Origin of the sequence: Cellulosimicrobium sp. NPDC057862 (assembly GCF_042797035.1) — a bacterium.
GTDB lineage: Bacteria > Actinomycetota > Actinomycetes > Actinomycetales > Cellulomonadaceae > Cellulosimicrobium.
Window position 1 is genome coordinate 358,694 of sequence record NZ_JBHVMH010000003.1, and the last position, 15,495, is coordinate 374,188.

Below are 15,495 nucleotides of genomic sequence, written 5' to 3' on the forward strand. Positions count from 1 at the left end.
GGGAAGGGGTGGGGGCTCCCCACGAGGAGACCCCACCCCTGACGGCTCGAGCCTCCGGTGGCGCCCGGACGAGCCGGGCGCCACCGGACGGGCTCAGCTGTTGAGGATCTCCTCGATCTTCGCGTCCAGGTCGGTGGCGACGGTCTTGACGTCGTCACCGTTCGCGATCCGCGTGAAGGCGGTCTGGAGCACGTTCTGCGCCTCGACGTCGGCCCACTTGGGCGACGGCGGGGTGAGGCGCGTGTTCGCCGCGGCGGCGACACCGGCCTGGGCGATCGCGTTGTCCTGCGGGACCTCGCTCGAGAGCGAGACGCGGGCCGGGATGAGGCCGTTCTGCGCCAGGATCGTCTGGTACTCGTCGCTCATCATGATCTCGAACGCCTTGAACGCGAGCTCAGGGTTGTTCGACTTCTGCGCCACGGCGATGTTCGAGCCACCGGCGAAGACCTGCGCGGTCGTGCCGGCCTCCTTGCCCGGGAGCGGGAAGGCGGTGAGGTCGGCGCCGTAGGTCGAGGCGCAGCCCGGGACGCCGTCCGGCGTCTCGGGCTCCTCCGGGGCGTTGATGGACCACTGGATCCACGTCGGCGCCGAGAGGAACGCGACGTTGCCCTCGCAGAACGGCACCTGGAGGTCGGTCTCCTGCCCGTCCTTCGGCGCGAGCGACGCCTTGAGCATGAGGTCCTGGACCTGCGCGAGACCGGCGAGGCCGCCCTCGCTCGAGAAGCCCGCCTCCCACTCGCCGGAGTCGTTCTGCTCCGCGATGAAGCCACCGTTCTCCCACACGAACGGGAGCGCGTTGTACCAGTCCTGGCCGGGCCAGTAGACGCCCGAGCGGGTGTCCGTCTTGAGCGACGTGCCCAGCGTGACGTACTCGTCGAGCGTCGTCGGGACGGTGATCTCCGAGCCGATGGCCGACGGCGAGTAGAAGACGGCGCGCGAGCCCGCGTAGTACGGCAGGGCGTAGTGCTTCTCGTCCCAGTCGCCGGCCTCGACGAAGCCCTTGAGCAGGTCGTCGCCGCCGAAGGACTGGAACTCCTCCTCCGTGATCTCACGGAAGTAGCCCGCGGACGTGAACGCCGGGGACTGCGTGTTGCCGACCTCGACGACGTCCGGGCTGTCCGACCCGGAGAGCGAGGTCGTGAGCTTGTCGACGAGGCCGGTCCAGGACTGCTCCTCGATCGTGAGGGTGCTGCCCGGGTTCTCCTCCTCGAACGTCGTCTTGAGGTACTCGCGCGCGGCGTCGGGCGTGTCCGAGCCGTTGAGCCAGACACGGATGTCGCCGGTCGTGGCCTCGGTCTCGCCGGAGCCGTTGTCGCCGCTCCCGCCGGTGCTGCAGGCGGTCAGCGCGAGCGCCAGGGTGATCGTCGACGCCACGGAGGCGGCGACGAGACGGTTCCTCTTCACTGGGTGCTTCCTCTCGGTGTTTCTTGGTGGCGGCGTCGGTGACGCCACCGGAGGTGTGGCAGGAGTCCTGCGTAATCGAGCACGTGCAGGGGTACTGCATTCCTGGGGATGCTGCTCTGGGGTTCCCAGGAGGTCTGAGGGGGCTGGGTCGGGACCCGGCCCCGGTCGGGCGTGGAGGTCAGTCCGAGCGTCGTCGGCTCAGGAGACCCCCAGCTGTCCGGACAGGACGAGGACGGCTGCCCCAGCGAGGACGACGTCTTCGTCGAGCGTGGCCATCCGCACCTGGAGCCCGCTGCCGATGACCGGCATCGTGCGGGAGCGGATGGTCTCGAACGCCGCCTCGCGCAGAGGCCCGTCGAGCAGGTCCGCAGGACCGCTGATGAGCACCTCCGCGAGGTTGAGCGCACTGACGACAGGTGCCAGAGCGATGCCCAGCGTCCTGCCCACCGACGCCAGGACGGCGTCGGAAGCCTCGGTGTCGAGCCCGTCCACCGCGCGGCGCAGCGCCGGCACGGACAGCACGGTCTCGAGGCAGCCGCGGCGCCCGCAGGCGCACGGCTCGCCGTCCTCGACCACGGTCACGTGCCCGAGCTCGCCGGCGGCGTCCGCGTGCCCGTGCACGCGCGCGCCGTCGACCATGATGCCCGCGCCCACGCCCTCTCCCACGGTGAGGACGAGCAGCCCGTCGCCGGCCGCGCCGCCGAACGTGAACTCGCCGAGAGCGGCGATGTTCGCGTCGTTGGCCACGTGGACGGCGAGACCGAGCCGCTCGGTGAGCTGCGCGGCGAGCGGGACGTCGTACCAGCGACGGTTGGGCGCCTCGATGACTCGCCCCTCGGCGTCGACGACGCCGGGCGACCCGATCCCCACGCCGATGACCGGCTGGGTGGCGGACGCGATGAGCCCGCGGCAGAAGCGCGTCAGGAGGTCGACCAGCTCGGTGCCGGTGCGACCGTCGACCGCCAGGCTCTGCCGGACGACGAAGTCGCCGGTGAGGGTGAGGACCGCGCCGCGCAGCACCTCGTCGTCCGTGAGGTCCACGGAGACGATCTGGTACGCGCTCGTGCGCATCCCGACGAGGATCGCGGGCTTGCCGACGCGCTGGCCCGGGCGGACGCCGAGCTCCTCGACCAGGCCCTCGGCGATGAGCACGGAGACGAGGTCGGAGATGGTCACGCGGGTGAGGGACGTGGCGCGCGCCAGGTCGGCGCGCGAGGTGGGCCCCTCGTGGAACAGGTGCTGCAGCACGAGGGACCGGTTGTGGGCCCGAGCGTGCTCGGGCAGCACCTTCGAGGTCGGCCTGAGCCCTGTGCTCAGACGCCTCCTCGGTGCTCCGGTCCCGGTGACTGCCGTTGTCATGTTTGTTAGTAGACTGCCTTTACTAAGTGGCTGTCAACTTCCTCGCGGCTTCGTGACCGAAATGTTGCCGATCGGCCCGCACCCCGGGACCTGGGTCCCGGTCGTGGCGGCCCGTCGACCCGGCCCGTCCGCGTCAGGGCGAGCCCGCCGCGTCGACCCAGCCCCGCGCGCCCGGGTGCTCCACCGAGCGCGACGCGACGACGACGGCCTGCTCGAGCGCGGCCCGCCACGACGCGCCGCGCGCCGCCCCCGCCGCGAAGGCCCCGTGGACCACGTCCCCCGCCCCGAGCGTGTCGACGACGCGCTCCGGCTCGGGGACCACGACGTCGTACCGCTCCCCCGCGTCGAGCACCTCGACCGGACCCGGACCGCGGGTGCGGGCGACGAACCGCGGGCCGAGCCCCGCGACCGCGGCGAGCACGTCGCCCGCCCCGACCCCCGGTGGCCGGAAGTCCGCCGACACCACGACCGCGTCGCACGAGCCGATCATCTCCGCGGCGTCCGGCTTCCACGACCCGCCGTCGAGCACCACGGCCGCACCCCGTTCGCGCGCCTCGCGCGCCACCGCGAGCGCGAGGGCCGGCAGGTGCCCGTCCAGCAGCAGGACGTCGCCCGGCCCGACGCCGTCGAGGAGCCCGCGGCCGCCCGCCGCCGCGCGGCCCGCGAGGTCGTCGAACCCGGACGCGTTGGTGCTCACGACGGCCCGTTCACCGGTGGCGCGCGTGACGAGCACGGTCGAGACGGCGAGGCGGCCCCCGGTCGTCCCGGCCGCGGCGTCGACGAGCTCGATCCCGCACTCCGCGAGCTCGCGACGCACGACCTCCGCGAGCGGCCCGCCCCCGACGGCGGTGACGAGCCGCGTCGGGACGCCCAGCGCGACGGCGGTCGCCGCGGCGTTGGCCGCCGGCCCCCCGAAGGTGGCGGCGACGGACCGCGCGACGACCTTCTCGTCGGGTCGCGGCAGCGCGTCGACGACCTGGACGACGTCGAGGGTCACGAGACCGCAGCACACGAGCACGCACCCATCCTGCCGTGCCGGGGCCGGGGACCGCGCCGCCGTCCACGGTCCGGGGTGTCGCGCTGCGGTTGGATCACGACCAGTTCACAAGACGGTCACGATGTCGCGCGCGGTGTCCGGTTCGCACGCTTGGCCCCCTACTCTCGCAGCATGCGGACCACTCGCCCCCTCGCCGTCGTCGCGGCGCTCCTGCTCGGCGGCGCTCTCCTGGCAGGCTGCTCCGCGTCCTCGGGCGACATGGCGTCCCTCTCCGAGGGCGACGGCGGCGCGGTCTCGGAGGTCGCGGAGGGCGGCGGCGCGGACGCCGCCGAGGACAGGTCCTCGGGCATCGCCCCGGGCGACGAGGATGCCGTCGCCGCGGCGGAGCGGGAGATCGTCACCACGGGGTCGGTCACGGTCGTGGCCGACGACCCGGCGGTCGCGGCCGACGCGGTCGCCGACCTCGCGGAGAGCGCGGGCGGCCGGGTCGAGAGCCGGCGGCAGTCGGAGCCCGTGGGCGACGCGCGCGCGTCCGCGGAGCTGACGATCCGGGTGCCCTCGACCCAGACGACCGCCACCGTCGACGCCCTCGACCAGGTGGGCGAGGTGCGCGACCTCTCGATCGAGGCCGTCGACGTGACCGGGACCGCGCGCGACCTCGACGCCCGGGTCGACGCCCTGACGACGTCCGTGGAACGGCTGCGCACGCTCATGGGCGACGCCGCCACGACCGCGGACCTGCTCGCCGCGGAGCAGGAGCTGACGACACGACAGGCCGAGCTGGAGTCGCTCCAGTCGCAGCGAGCGGCGCTCACGGACCAGGTCTCGATGTCGACCCTGCACGTCACCGTCGTGGAGGTCGTGCCGACCGAGCGGCTCGCCCCCGGCGGCTTCCTCGGGGGCCTGCAGAACGGCTGGAACGCCCTGCTCACCACGCTGAACGGGCTCGTCGTCGTCCTCGGTGCGCTGCTCCCGTGGCTCGTGGTCGCCGGAGTGGTGCTGCTCGTGGTGCGCTGGGCCCTGCGCCGGTTCCGGCGGCGAGCCCAGGACGGTGGCACGCCGCCGGCAGACGCCGACCGCCCAGGGCCTGACGACGGCCCGGACGCTCCCGCGGCGAGCCGCGGACCGCTCGTCGGGGCGTCCACCCGTGACTGACCCGACGTTCGCCCCGACCCCGTCGACCGGGCGCGTCGCCCGCCTCTGGCGCCCTACGGACGGCGGCGAGCCGCGGCCGGTCGGGCACCTCGTGACGCGCGTGTGCACGCACTGGGACACCGTCGGGCCGTCCGCCTTCCCGCGGCACGTGAACCCCGAGCCGCGCGTCCAGTGGCGCGCCCACCTGGACGACGCCGACCCGGCCCTCGCGGAGGACCTGTACAGCGACGACCCCGAGGCGCCGCCGCTCCCGCGCGAGGACGGCGACGACCTCGTCGTGCGGGGGCGCCGGCTGCGGGTCGAGTGGCTCGACGGCGAGGAGGCGGCCGCCGCCTGGGCGCAGCACGGGTGGTGACGGGCGACCGCGCCGGGACACGAACCGCCCGCCGAGACGGCGACGGCCCGCACCCTCGAGGGGTGCGGGCCGTCGCCGCAGGGGTGGAGGTGCGGGGAATCGAACCCCGGTCCGGTGACGCCGATCGAGGACTTCTCCGGGCGCAGTCTACTGTCGTTTTTCTCGGCCCCCGCACTCACGCAGACAAGATGCGGACGGGCTCAGTCACCTAAAAGTCCCCGCAGCCCCGATGACGAGGACTACGAGCAGTGGCTCTCTAGATGACGCCAGGATCCGAGTCGAGAGCTAGCTCGGGCTGACGGACTTCGGGGCTCGCTCAGGCGGCGAGGGCGAAGTCGGTGCGCTTGTTATCGGCACCTGTGTTTTGCAGACATCGTTAACGAGATAAGCCTGCATCCTCGGCCCGCTTCTCCTCGAAGCACGACCACCGTCGAAACCGATCACCCCCTGTGGAGTTGTCAATCACTGCGCGGCTCCCGGGCGGACCCGGTCCTCGCTCAGCAGGACAAGCCTACGGGATGAACGTCGGTCGCCGCACCGATATTTCCGCACCTCCCGGGCGCAGCCCGGCTCGCGACGCCGGCGACTACTTCTTGCGGCTCAGGGCGTCCACGAGCAGACCGCCCGCGATCCCGAGGAGGAACACGTCCTTCGCGAGCCCGGTGCCCTGCTCGGTCGGCCGCACCCCGTCCTCGCGCGTCATGCCCGGGGTCTTCAGGTACATGCCCACGAGCCCCGCCGAGAAGACGCCCAGGCCCACGGCCACGAGCCCGGTCGGGACGAACGGGGCGACGAGCGCCGCGCCGAGCGCGATCTCCGTGGTCGAGAGCGCCTTGGTGAACTGCTTCGGCTCGACGTCCCCCAGGAACGAGTACGTCCCTGCCGCCATGCCGTGGATCCCCTGCGCGGTCGCCTCGTCCGCGCCGCGCTTGTTCAGGCCGGAGTTGAGGATGTACGCGCCCGCCGCGAGGCGCGGGATGTACTGACGGAGCTTGACCATGGGGCCTCCAGGTTCGTGGTCGTCGTCTCGTCCTCGACCGTACGTCGAGGGCGACGACGTCACCAGCGGGTGGGGCCGCCGTCGGCCCGGAGGCGCCCGCGGTTCAGCGCACCTCGCGCTGCCGCATGGCGCGCTGCGCCTCGCGGTTGTCCTGCTTCTCGCGCAGGGCCTGCCGCTTGTCGTACTCCTTCTTGCCGCGGGCGAGCGCGATCTCGACCTTGGCCCGGCCGTCGAGGAAGTACAGCGCGAGGGGCACGATCGTGTGGCCCTTCTCGCGCGTCTTGGACTCGAGGCGCAGGATCTCCTCCTTGTGCAGGAGCAGCTTGCGCTTGCGACGCGGCGCGTGGTTGTTCCACGTGCCCTCGGTGTACTCGGGGATGTGGACGTTCTCGAGCCACGCCTCGCCCCGGTCGACAGCGACGTAGCCGTCGACGAGAGAGGCCCGCCCCATCCGCAGCGCCTTGACCTCGGTGCCCGACAGGACGATCCCCGCCTCGTACACGTCCTCGATCACGTAGTCGTGGCGTGCCTTGCGGTTGCTGGCGACGACCTTGCGGCCGGTGTCCTTCGCCATCCGTGTCCTACCGTCCTTCGCTGTCGTGTCGTCGCCCGTGGGGCCCCGCCTCGGACCCGCCGAGCGGGAGCCGGGTGCGGGGCCGCCGTCGGCCGGCGCACCAGCGTACGGGTGCCCGGCCACGTCCGGTACCGATTATCCCCCGCGGCCGGACGCCGCGGGTCGGGCCGTGGCGCGCGACCCGGCCGGGCTCGGCGGACGCCCTCAGCCCAGGACCGACATCGGGTCGATGGTGGACCCGTTGACGTACACCTCGAAGTGGAGGTGGCACGCCCCCGACAACCCGGTGTTGCCGGAGTAGCCGATGACCTTGCCCTTCTCGACCTGCTGTCCGGAGGAGACCGCGAAGCGCGTGAGGTGGTTGTAGCTCGTCATGAGGTTCTTGCCGCCGACCGTGCCGTGGTTGATCAGCACCTGGTTACCGAAGCCGTTGCGCCACTGGGCGTGGACGACCGTCCCGGGCCCGGCCGCCATGATCGGGGTCCCGCAGTAGGCGCGCAGGTCGGTCCCGGCGTGCAGGCGGTAGTACCCGAGGATCGGGTGCAGCCGCATCCCGTAGCTCGACGTCACGTGCGGCACCGCGGTCGGGTACGACAGGAAGCTCGAGATGCTGCCCCGGTCGCCCCCGGACGAGGACCCGCCACCCCCTCCTCCGCCGCCACCGCCGCCCGACGACCCGCCGCCGCCGCCGCCGGAAGACTGTTGCTGCTGCTGGCGCCGCGCCTCCTCCTCGGCGGCCTTGCGGTCGCGCTCCGCCTGCTCGGCGATGATCCCCTTGATCTCCTGCTGCAACGACTGCTGCGCGGCCTCGTTCTCGGCGACCTTCGCCTCGGCCGCGGCCTTGCGCGACTCGATCGTCGCCTTCTTCGCCTGCTGGTCGACGATGAGCTGCTCGACCTCGGCCTTGCGGTCCGCCGCAGCCTTGCGCGCGGCCTCGGCGGCGACGAGGTTCTCGTCGGCCTGCTTCTTCAGGTCGGCGACCGTCTCACGGACCGCCTGCAGCCGGGCCTCCCGGTTGCGGGCGACCGACTCGGCCTCGAGGAGGTCCTGGAGCGACCGGGACTGGCTGCGCGCCGCCGTCGACGAGACCGCGTACTCCTCGATGAACTCCTCGGTGCTCTGCGCGCCCGTGACGATGCCGAGGCTCGACACGTCGCCCTGACCGCGGTACGCCTGACGTGCCATCTCCGCGATGCTGGACTTCGCGTCGGCGACCTCGGTCGCGCCGCGCTCGATCTCGGCGCTGATCGCGGCCTCCTGCCCCAGCGCGTCCTCGAGCCGTTGGGCGAGCAGCTCCGCCTCGCGCTGGGTCCGCTCGACCTCGGCCTCGGCGGCGTCCAGCTCGGCCTGGGCGACGGGCAGTCGCGCCTCGATCGCCTGGAGGTCGACGACCGCCTGCGCGAGCTCGGCGTCCGTGTCCTCGAGCTCGGACTGGAGCTGCTCGCGGTTGCCGAGGATCTCGGACTGGCGCCGTTCTGCCGCTGCGCGACGGTCGTCGATGTCGTCGGCGGAGGCCGACGCGACACCCCCCACGAGGAGCATCGTCGTGGCGATCAGGGCCGCGGTCGCGCGGCGGAGGTCCCGGGTCATCTCACACCCTCGTGTGCCGGTTGAGCGTGACGACCGAGGACACGGCCGCCAGCAGGAACGCGATGCCGACGAGGACGGGCGCGATGCGGAGCACGTCCGACTCGTCGACGTAGGCCACCCACGTCACGGACTGCGACAACCAGTCGGTGACGAGGTACTTCACCCCCACCCACAACCCGCCGACCGCGAGGAGCGCCCCGAGCACGGCCGCGATCGCCCCCTCGAGGAGGAACGGGAGCTGGATGAACAGGTTCGACGCCCCGACGAGCCGCATGATGCCGGTCTCCCGGCGGCGGCTCAGCGCCGAGAGCCGGATCGTCGTCGTGATGAGCAGCACCGCGGCGAGGAGCATGACCGCGGCGAGGCCGGCGGCGAGGAGCGACGCACGGTTGAGCGCGAGGAAGAGCGAGTCGAAGATGCGCCGCTGGTCCTCGACCACCTCGACCCCCGGGCGCCCGGTGACGACGTCGTTGACGACCTCGTAGTTCTCCGGGTTCGTGAGCTTGAGCCGGAAGGACGCCTGCATGTCGTCGACGGTGAGCTGCGTGCCGAGGTAGCCGTCCGGGTACCGCTCCTGGAACGCCGCGAACGCGTCGTCCTTGGACTCGAAGTACACGGTCTGGATCTCGTCGGCGAGCTCGGACTCGAACACGCCCTCGAGCGCGGCGATCTGGTCCGGGGTCGCCTCGCCCGCGGCGCACGTCGGCGACGGCGAGCCGGTCGGGCACAGGAAGACGGACACCTCGACCTTGTCGTACCAGTCGTCCTTGAGCTTGCCGATCTGCGCCTGGAGGAGCATGGACGCGCCGACGAACGTCAACGACACGAAGGTCACGAGGACGACCGAGACGGTCATCGAGACGTTGCGCCGCAGGCCCTGGCCGAGCTCCGCGAGGATGAACTGGAGTCGCACGCCGATCACTCCCCCGCCGTCGCCTCGACGTGGCGACGCACCGAGCGCCGCGACGGCGGCTCGGCCGGCTCCTCCTCGGCGGCCGGCCGGGCCGCGGCCGGCTGCGCGCGAGGGACGGCCGTCGTCGGTGCCGACTCCGGTGCGGTGTCGGTCGTGGTGCGGGCCGTGGGCCCGGTCGTGGGCCCGGTCGTGGCGACCGAGGCGGTGCGGTCCGGGTCGGGGATGACCTGCCCCCGGGCCCCGTAGGCGCCGTGCGCCTGGTCGCGCACGAGCGTGCCGGTGTCGAGCTCGATGACCCGGCGCCTCATCTGGTTGACGATCTCCTCGTCGTGCGTCGCCATGACGACGGTGGTCCCGGTGCGGTTGATGCGGTCGAGCAGGCGCATGATGCCGAGCGACGTCGTGGGGTCGAGGTTCCCGGTCGGCTCGTCGGCGAGCAGGATGGGCGGCCGGTTCACCATGGCGCGCGCGATGGCGACGCGCTGCTGCTCGCCGCCGGAGAGCTCGTGCGGACGCCGCTTCTCCTTGCCGGCGAGGCCCACCATCTCGAGCGTCTCGGGCACCGTGATCGCGATCGTGTGCCGCGGCTTGCCGATGACTTGGAGCGCGAACGCGACGTTCTCGAACACCGTCTTGTTCGGCAGGAGGCGGAAGTCCTGGAAGACGACCCCGATCTGTCGCCGCAGCTTGGGCACGTTCCAGCTCGACATCGACCCGAGGTCGCGGCCCGCGACGAAGACCTTCCCCTTGGTCGGGCGCTCCTCGCGCAGGACGAGGTGCAGGCACGTCGACTTGCCGGAGCCCGACGCGCCGACGAGGAAGACGAACTCGCCGCGGCGAACCTCCATCGACACGTCGTCGACGGCCGGCCTCGCGCCGCGCGCGTAGACCTTGGTGACGTTCTCGAAGCGGATCACAGCGGCACGTTCCTCGGGTCGGGGGTCGATCCGTGGACGAACGAGGTTCGTCGCACGATCCCGAGGGTAGGCACGCGTCTCCGGCCCGGCGGGGCGGACACGCCGCGCCCGGGCGCATCGACCCGTTGCTCGGATCAACCGCCCGGGTGGGCTCGCGCCGGGTCAGGCCTCCTGCTGCGACCCGCGTCGCCAGCGGATCCCGGCCTCGATGAAGTCGTCGATGTCGCCGTCGAACACCGCCGACGGGTTGCCGACCTCGTGCTCGGTGCGCAGGTCCTTGACCATCTGGTACGGCTGGAGCACGTAGGAGCGCATCTGGTCTCCCCAGCTCGCCTTGATGTCGCCCGCGAGCTCCTTCTTCTTCGCGTTCTCCTCCTCCTGGCGCACGAGCAGCAGGCGGGACTGGAGGACGCGCAGCGCGGCGGCGCGGTTCTGGATCTGCGACTTCTCGTTCTGCATCGACACGACGATCCCGGTGGGGATGTGCGTCATGCGCACCGCGGAGTCCGTCGTGTTGACGGACTGTCCGCCCGGGCCCGAGGAGCGGAAGACGTCGACCTTGATCTCCGACTCCGGGATCTCGATCGAGTCCGTCTGCTCGATGAGCGGGATGACCTCGACGGCCGCGAACGACGTCTGGCGCCGGCCCTGGTTGTCGAACGGCGAGATGCGCACGAGGCGGTGCGTGCCCGCCTCGACCGAGAGGTGGCCGAACGCGTAGGGCGCCTTCACCTCGAACGTGGCCGACTTGAGCCCCGCCTCCTCGGCGTAGGACGTGTCGAGCACGGTGGTCGAGTAGCCGTGGCGCTCGGCCCAGCGCAGGTACATGCGCAGGAGCATCTCCGCGAAGTCGGCCGCGTCCACGCCGCCCGCGCCCGCGCGGATCGTCACGACGGCCTCGCGGGCGTCGTACTCGCCGGCGAGGAGCGTGCGGACCTCGAGCTGGTCGAGGTCCTTGCGGATCGCCCCGACCTCGGTCTCCGCCTCGACGAGGGTGTCCTCGTCCTCCATCTCCTGGCCCATCTCGACCAGGGTCTCGACGTCGTCGATGCGCTGTCCGAGCTTCCTCACCCGCTCCAGCTCGGACTGCGCCGCGGAGAGCGCCGACGTCACCTTCTGCGCGGCGTCCGGGTCGTCCCACAGGTCGGGGGCCGACGCCTTCTCCGAGAGGTCCGCGATCTTCGCGCGCAGCACCTCCGGGTCGCTCACGCTCTCGATGGACTCGAGCGTGCTGCGCAGCGCCTTGATCTCGGTCGGAAAGTCGATGGTGGCCACGAGGTTCAAGGTTACGCGACCCCGCGCGCGGTCCGCGCCGTCGGGCCGGGAGACCCGTGCCCGACGGCGCGGGGCGGTCAGGCCTTCGGCTCGCCCTTGGCCGAGGGCGCGGCCGTGCCCGACGCCGCGGGCTCGCTCCCGCCCGCCTGCTGGCGACCCTCGTCACGTGCCCTCGCGAGCATCGCCTCCAGGCGCTGGCGCCGACGGCGGCGGTCGTCGCGGACACCGATGATCAGGACGACGACGATCGCGACGAGCAGGAGCTGCGGCCACGGGACGGCCCAGGTCGTCACGGTGACGGTGACCGGCTCGAGCGGCGCGTCGACCTGGTCGTCGTCCACCGTCGTCGGCGTCACGGTGATCGTCGAGCGGACCGGGCCGAGCGGCCACACGTTCGACGTCTCGACGCGAGAGCGTTGCGAGCCGCCGGGCAGGACCTCGGGGATGTCCGCGGCCGAGCGGTCGGTGGAGACCGCACCGAAGAAGCCGGTCGTCGCGACGTCACCCTCGGCGCCGAGGCGCACGTTGCCGTCGTTCGCGACGTCGTAGGAGACCGTCAGGTCGCCCGCCGCGAACGGGTTCCACGACGGCGTGTAGGACGCCTTGACGTTCTCGACGGCGAGGAGCGGCTGCACCTCTCCCGTGACCCGCGTCGAGACGCGGAAGCCGACGCGGCTCTCCACGCCGACGCTCGTCCCGCCCTCTCCTTCGCCGGTGCTCTTCACCGTCGCGGCGATGCCCGCGACGTGGTCCCCAGGGGTGGCGTTGTCCGGCACGGCGACGGTGAACGGCACGACGACCGTCGCGTCGGGCGCCACCTCGACCGAGTCCTGGACCTCGATCCACGTCCCCGCTCCCGTCGACTCCCGGTCGGAGGGCAGCATGTTGAACCGGCCCTTGGGGTTGATGTACCCGTCGGCAGCCTGGATCGAGAAGGTCACGGGAACGTCGCTGAAGTTCGACACGGCGAGGTGCTCGGACGCCGACGCCCCGGGGTCGAGGACCAGCTCGACGCGAGTGCGTCCGTCCGGCCCGTCCGCGTCCGCGGGCTTGACCCCCCAGGTGATGACGTCCTCGGTGTCGAACGGCAGGGTGCCGCCTGCCGCGGCACCTGCCGGTAGCGCGGGCGCGAGGGCCGCGACGAGGACCGTGCCGGCCGCGGCGAACCAACGGGCGAACCGGCGCGGTCGGTGGCTCAGGTGTGGTGCAGGGTTCACGCAGGTGCTCTCTCCGTACGACGGCGGGCCGCCCACCCGATCCGACCTGGAGCCGGACGAGTGGAGCGGCCCGCCGTGGACTGCTCGGTCGACGGTCGACCGTGGCCGACCGTCAGGTCACGAGGACCGGGTGTGCTCAGTCCTCGAAGAGGGAGAGCGTGATCGTCGAGGAGTAGGCGCCGGCGGCGACGTCCTCGGCGGTGCGGAGCGTGAGGCCCGCGTTCGCGGTCCAGGAGCCCTCCGGGTTGACCTCGGCCGAGTCGAAGGCCGACACGAGGAGGTCCTGCTCGGCAAGACCCTCGCCACCCTCGAGCGCGGGGTCGACACCCTCGCCCGCCTCGACGAGGCCGCTCTCGCTCTCGCTGACGAGCGACGGCGCCCAGCCGAGGTTCGACGCCGCGATCGTGCCGGCGTCGCCGGTGAAGTCCGAGGCGCTGCCCACGACGTACCAGTACGCGCCCTCGGCGACCTCGGTGCGCGTGTCGGTGACGGTGACGTCCGGCAGGGTGCCCGTGAACTCGCGGGTGCCGTCGACGGTCGAGTCCTGCTCGGTGAGCGAGGTCGCGTTCGAGGCGACCGAGAGGGCGAGGTTGCCCGGCTCGACGTTCGACTCGATCTCGACCGAGACGTCGACACCCTGGTCGTCGCCCACCTGGTCTGCGGAGGCAGCGGACGCGAGGGCGACCGTGCCGATGAGCATCGCACCGAGGGCACCCCCGGCGACGAGCTTCTTCGTTGCTCGTGCGTTCATGTTGTAGCTCTCCATCGTTGGAGTTGTTGTCGGACCGGATCACCATAGCGGCGAACCTGGGGTTTTGACAGGTCCCAACCAGAAGTGGCCATCCAAAGTTAAGAAAGTAAACAAAGGCGCGGGAGCATGCTCACGCGTCGTTGCGAACCGCCCTTTCCTGGATGCTCGTCGTCGAACAGCAACAGGTGCTCACCACGCTCTGGCACGTGACTCTGCACGCACGATGATGCCATCACTCCACGCCTGGGTCACCCAGCTGATCATCGCGGGTCGTGACCGCGCGGCGAGACTCACCGTCGCGGTGCGCCCGTCCGCGGTCGACGCGTCCGTCACCACGACGTCGTGGAGACCGTCGAGCGCCCCCGGATTCCGCGCGAGGTAGTCCTGGACGTCCGACCGGATCGAGGAGTCCGTGAGCGTCAGGACGCCGCTCTCGACCGGTGCGGTGGCGGCGCCCGTGTAGAACGACTCAGGTGCCATCGAGTCCGCTGCCGTGAGAGCGAGCGCGTCTGCGAGCTCGTACAGCCGCTTGCGCTCGAGGTGCACCTGCGTCGCGCTCACCACGACCGTGACCAGCAGCAGCGCGAACGCGACGAACGCCGTGGTGAGGAGCATGATCCGCCCGTCCTCCGACCCGTCCGACGGAACCCTCCGCCGCGACGGGTCACGACCCGCGCGCGTCACGGCCGCCTCGCGGCGTACTCGTCGACGGACGCGACGTGCCGCGCCTCGACCGGGACCGAGAGAGGCACCGCTGCGCGGACGAACGGCGGGACGAGCGGCAGCGGCACCTCGAACTTCACCCGCGCGACGACCTCGGACCCGGGCTCGAGACAGGGCGTGGCGGAGCACGAGATCGTCAGCACGTCGGCACCGGCCGGAAAGCCCTGGTCGTCGAGCGCGAGCCTGACGGCCGCCTCGGCGAGCCGCGCACCGTCGTCCGCGGACGGCGCGGTGACGAAGGCCCGCGCAGCCTCCCGCGAGGCGCCCTCGACCGCGAACGTGGCCGCCTGGAGCCGCCCGGCCGTCAGCACGAGGTACACGACCGGCAGCAGCAGCACGAGGGCCACGCCCAGGAACTCCACGACCGCGCTCCCCCGCTCCGCCCGCTGCCCGCCGCCGGTGAGCCGGTCGAGCAGCACCCGCGGCCGACGGATCACGGCGCCTCCTCGAGCGCGTGCCCCTCGACGGTCACGACACCCGCGGGACCGAGGAGGCCCACCACGGGAAGCGGGGCCGCGACCGTGACCTCGACGACCGGGAGGCCGTCGACGACCGTCTGCCGTGCCACGACGTCCTGGGCGTAGCGGGGCGAGAGCGCGGCCGTGATCAGCTCCCTCGTCCGGGCGGTCCCGTCCTGGGGACCGCGATCGGCGCGGCCGGCGACCCGAGCGCCCTCGGCCGCGCAGTCCACCAGCGTCGCCCGCACGTGGACCGCGAGCGCCACCTGGACGACACCGAGGAACAGCACGAGCACCAGGACGGACACCAGGGTGAAGTCGACCACTGCGGACCCGCGCTCGGGGTCCTCCTGCCCCGTACCGCGGCCGTCTCCGTGCGCCACCTCAGGGAGCGCCCACGCTCGAGATCGCGTCGCTGAAGGCCTGCGTCAGCGCCGGGCCCGCGACCGCCCACAACGCGATGACGAGTCCCGCCGTCATCAACGTGATGAGCACCCACCCCGGGACGTCGCCCCGTTCCGCGTCTCCGCGCACCAGACGTCCGAGCGCCTCGCGCCCCGCTCGCCGTGCCCACGGCGTCCTGCGTCCCGACCCCTGCATGGTTCTCCCTCGTTCGTCTGTCGTCGGTCGTGTCGTACGTGAGCTGTGCGCGCCCCGGGTGCTGCCCGCTCAGAACCCGAGCCGCAGCGTGGCGAGGGACGGGTACACGGCAAACACGACGGTTCAGAAGAGGGCAAATGACCGAGTGACAACAGAAGAACGGCCCCGGCCGGTGCGCGAACACCGATCGGGGCCTGACCACCAAGG

17 protein-coding genes and 1 other RNA gene are annotated in these 15,495 nt (G+C 72.2%); 2 read left to right on the forward strand and 16 right to left on the reverse strand.

Going from position 1 to position 15,495, the window contains the following annotated elements:
- Positions 1-93: 93 nt before the first annotated feature.
- From ACFVN3_RS07115 to ACFVN3_RS07125, 3 genes are all read right to left on the reverse strand, one after another.
- Positions 94-1,404: an extracellular solute-binding protein gene (locus tag ACFVN3_RS07115; RefSeq protein ID WP_378232016.1), complete on the reverse strand. Its 1,311-nt coding sequence runs from the start codon at positions 1,402-1,404 to the stop codon at positions 94-96.
- Between the two features lie 198 nt (positions 1,405-1,602).
- Complete coding sequence (locus tag ACFVN3_RS07120; RefSeq protein ID WP_378232018.1) at positions 1,603-2,763, reverse strand: ROK family protein; 1,161 nt, start codon at positions 2,761-2,763, stop codon at positions 1,603-1,605.
- 133 nt (positions 2,764-2,896) lie between these two features.
- Positions 2,897-3,781 (reverse strand): PfkB family carbohydrate kinase, encoded by an 885-nt coding sequence (locus ACFVN3_RS07125; protein WP_378232020.1) that lies wholly within the window; start codon positions 3,779-3,781, stop codon positions 2,897-2,899.
- Positions 3,782-3,931: 150 nt separating this feature from the next.
- On the opposite strand from ACFVN3_RS07125, the gene ACFVN3_RS07130 reads away from it, so the two are divergent.
- Positions 3,932-4,915, forward strand: a complete 984-nt coding sequence (locus ACFVN3_RS07130; RefSeq protein WP_378232022.1) for a DUF4349 domain-containing protein — start codon at positions 3,932-3,934, stop codon at positions 4,913-4,915.
- Positions 4,908-5,270 (forward strand): hypothetical protein, encoded by a 363-nt coding sequence (locus tag ACFVN3_RS07135; RefSeq protein ID WP_378232024.1) that lies wholly within the window; start codon positions 4,908-4,910, stop codon positions 5,268-5,270. The genes ACFVN3_RS07130 and ACFVN3_RS07135 overlap by 8 nt, the downstream gene beginning before the upstream one ends.
- An 81-nt stretch (positions 5,271-5,351) precedes the next feature.
- Here the strand turns inward: ACFVN3_RS07135 and ssrA are convergent.
- The 13 genes from ssrA to ACFVN3_RS07200 form a co-directional block, all read right to left on the reverse strand.
- Positions 5,352-5,718: a transfer-messenger RNA gene (ssrA, locus tag ACFVN3_RS07140) on the reverse strand.
- Positions 5,719-5,856: 138 nt separating this feature from the next.
- Positions 5,857-6,270 (reverse strand): hypothetical protein, encoded by a 414-nt coding sequence (locus ACFVN3_RS07145; protein ID WP_047234046.1) that lies wholly within the window; start codon positions 6,268-6,270, stop codon positions 5,857-5,859.
- A gap of 103 nt (positions 6,271-6,373) precedes the next feature.
- Positions 6,374-6,844, reverse strand: a complete 471-nt coding sequence (smpB, locus tag ACFVN3_RS07150) for an SsrA-binding protein SmpB (RefSeq protein WP_378232025.1) — start codon at positions 6,842-6,844, stop codon at positions 6,374-6,376.
- A 204-nt stretch (positions 6,845-7,048) separates the two neighbouring features.
- Complete coding sequence (locus ACFVN3_RS07155; protein WP_378232027.1) at positions 7,049-8,434, reverse strand: peptidoglycan DD-metalloendopeptidase family protein; 1,386 nt, start codon at positions 8,432-8,434, stop codon at positions 7,049-7,051.
- Position 8,435: 1 nt separating this feature from the next.
- On the reverse strand, positions 8,436-9,347 hold the full coding sequence (ftsX, locus tag ACFVN3_RS07160) for a permease-like cell division protein FtsX (RefSeq protein WP_378232029.1): 912 nt from the start codon (positions 9,345-9,347) through the stop codon (positions 8,436-8,438).
- A 5-nt stretch (positions 9,348-9,352) separates the two neighbouring features.
- Entirely contained in the window at positions 9,353-10,264 is a 912-nt protein-coding gene (gene ftsE, locus ACFVN3_RS07165) for a cell division ATP-binding protein FtsE (RefSeq protein WP_378232031.1), read from the reverse strand.
- Between the two features lie 162 nt (positions 10,265-10,426).
- A complete protein-coding gene (gene prfB, locus ACFVN3_RS07170; RefSeq protein ID WP_378232033.1) occupies positions 10,427-11,539 on the reverse strand; it encodes a peptide chain release factor 2 in 1,113 nt (370 codons plus the stop codon).
- A gap of 77 nt (positions 11,540-11,616) precedes the next feature.
- A complete protein-coding gene (locus tag ACFVN3_RS07175; protein WP_378232035.1) occupies positions 11,617-12,756 on the reverse strand; it encodes a hypothetical protein in 1,140 nt (379 codons plus the stop codon).
- A gap of 136 nt (positions 12,757-12,892) precedes the next feature.
- Entirely contained in the window at positions 12,893-13,507 is a 615-nt protein-coding gene (locus ACFVN3_RS07180; protein WP_378232037.1) for a hypothetical protein, read from the reverse strand.
- Between the two features lie 189 nt (positions 13,508-13,696).
- Positions 13,697-14,122, reverse strand: a complete 426-nt coding sequence (locus ACFVN3_RS07185) for a hypothetical protein (protein ID WP_378232039.1) — start codon at positions 14,120-14,122, stop codon at positions 13,697-13,699.
- A 65-nt stretch (positions 14,123-14,187) separates the two neighbouring features.
- Positions 14,188-14,667, reverse strand: coding sequence for a pilus assembly protein (locus tag ACFVN3_RS07190; protein ID WP_378232041.1), 480 nt, complete (start codon positions 14,665-14,667; stop codon positions 14,188-14,190).
- Positions 14,664-15,014, reverse strand: a complete 351-nt coding sequence (locus ACFVN3_RS07195) for a TadE/TadG family type IV pilus assembly protein (protein WP_378232043.1) — start codon at positions 15,012-15,014, stop codon at positions 14,664-14,666. Before ACFVN3_RS07195 ends, ACFVN3_RS07190 begins: the two co-directional genes overlap by 4 nt.
- 58 nt (positions 15,015-15,072) lie before the next feature.
- Complete coding sequence (locus ACFVN3_RS07200) at positions 15,073-15,288, reverse strand: hypothetical protein (protein WP_378232046.1); 216 nt, start codon at positions 15,286-15,288, stop codon at positions 15,073-15,075.
- Positions 15,289-15,495: the final 207 nt, after the last annotated feature.

Bases quoted from the DNA above. Each gene is read 5' to 3' on its own strand.
- ACFVN3_RS07130 (WP_378232022.1), top strand. From the start codon at position 3,932: ATGCGGACCACTCGCCCCCTCGCCGTCGTCGCGGCGCTCCTGCTCGGC.
- ACFVN3_RS07120 (WP_378232018.1), bottom strand. From the start codon at position 2,763: ATGACAACGGCAGTCACCGGGACCGGAGCACCGAGGAGGCGTCTGAGC.
- ACFVN3_RS07155 (WP_378232027.1), bottom strand. From the start codon at position 8,434: ATGACCCGGGACCTCCGCCGCGCGACCGCGGCCCTGATCGCCACGACG.
- ACFVN3_RS07180 (WP_378232037.1), bottom strand. From the start codon at position 13,507: ATGAACGCACGAGCAACGAAGAAGCTCGTCGCCGGGGGTGCCCTCGGT.
- ACFVN3_RS07200 (WP_378232046.1), bottom strand. From the start codon at position 15,288: ATGCAGGGGTCGGGACGCAGGACGCCGTGGGCACGGCGAGCGGGGCGC.
- ACFVN3_RS07145 (WP_047234046.1), bottom strand. From the start codon at position 6,270: ATGGTCAAGCTCCGTCAGTACATCCCGCGCCTCGCGGCGGGCGCGTAC.
- smpB (WP_378232025.1), bottom strand. From the start codon at position 6,844: ATGGCGAAGGACACCGGCCGCAAGGTCGTCGCCAGCAACCGCAAGGCA.
- ACFVN3_RS07185 (WP_378232039.1), bottom strand. From the start codon at position 14,122: ATGCTCCTCACCACGGCGTTCGTCGCGTTCGCGCTGCTGCTGGTCACG.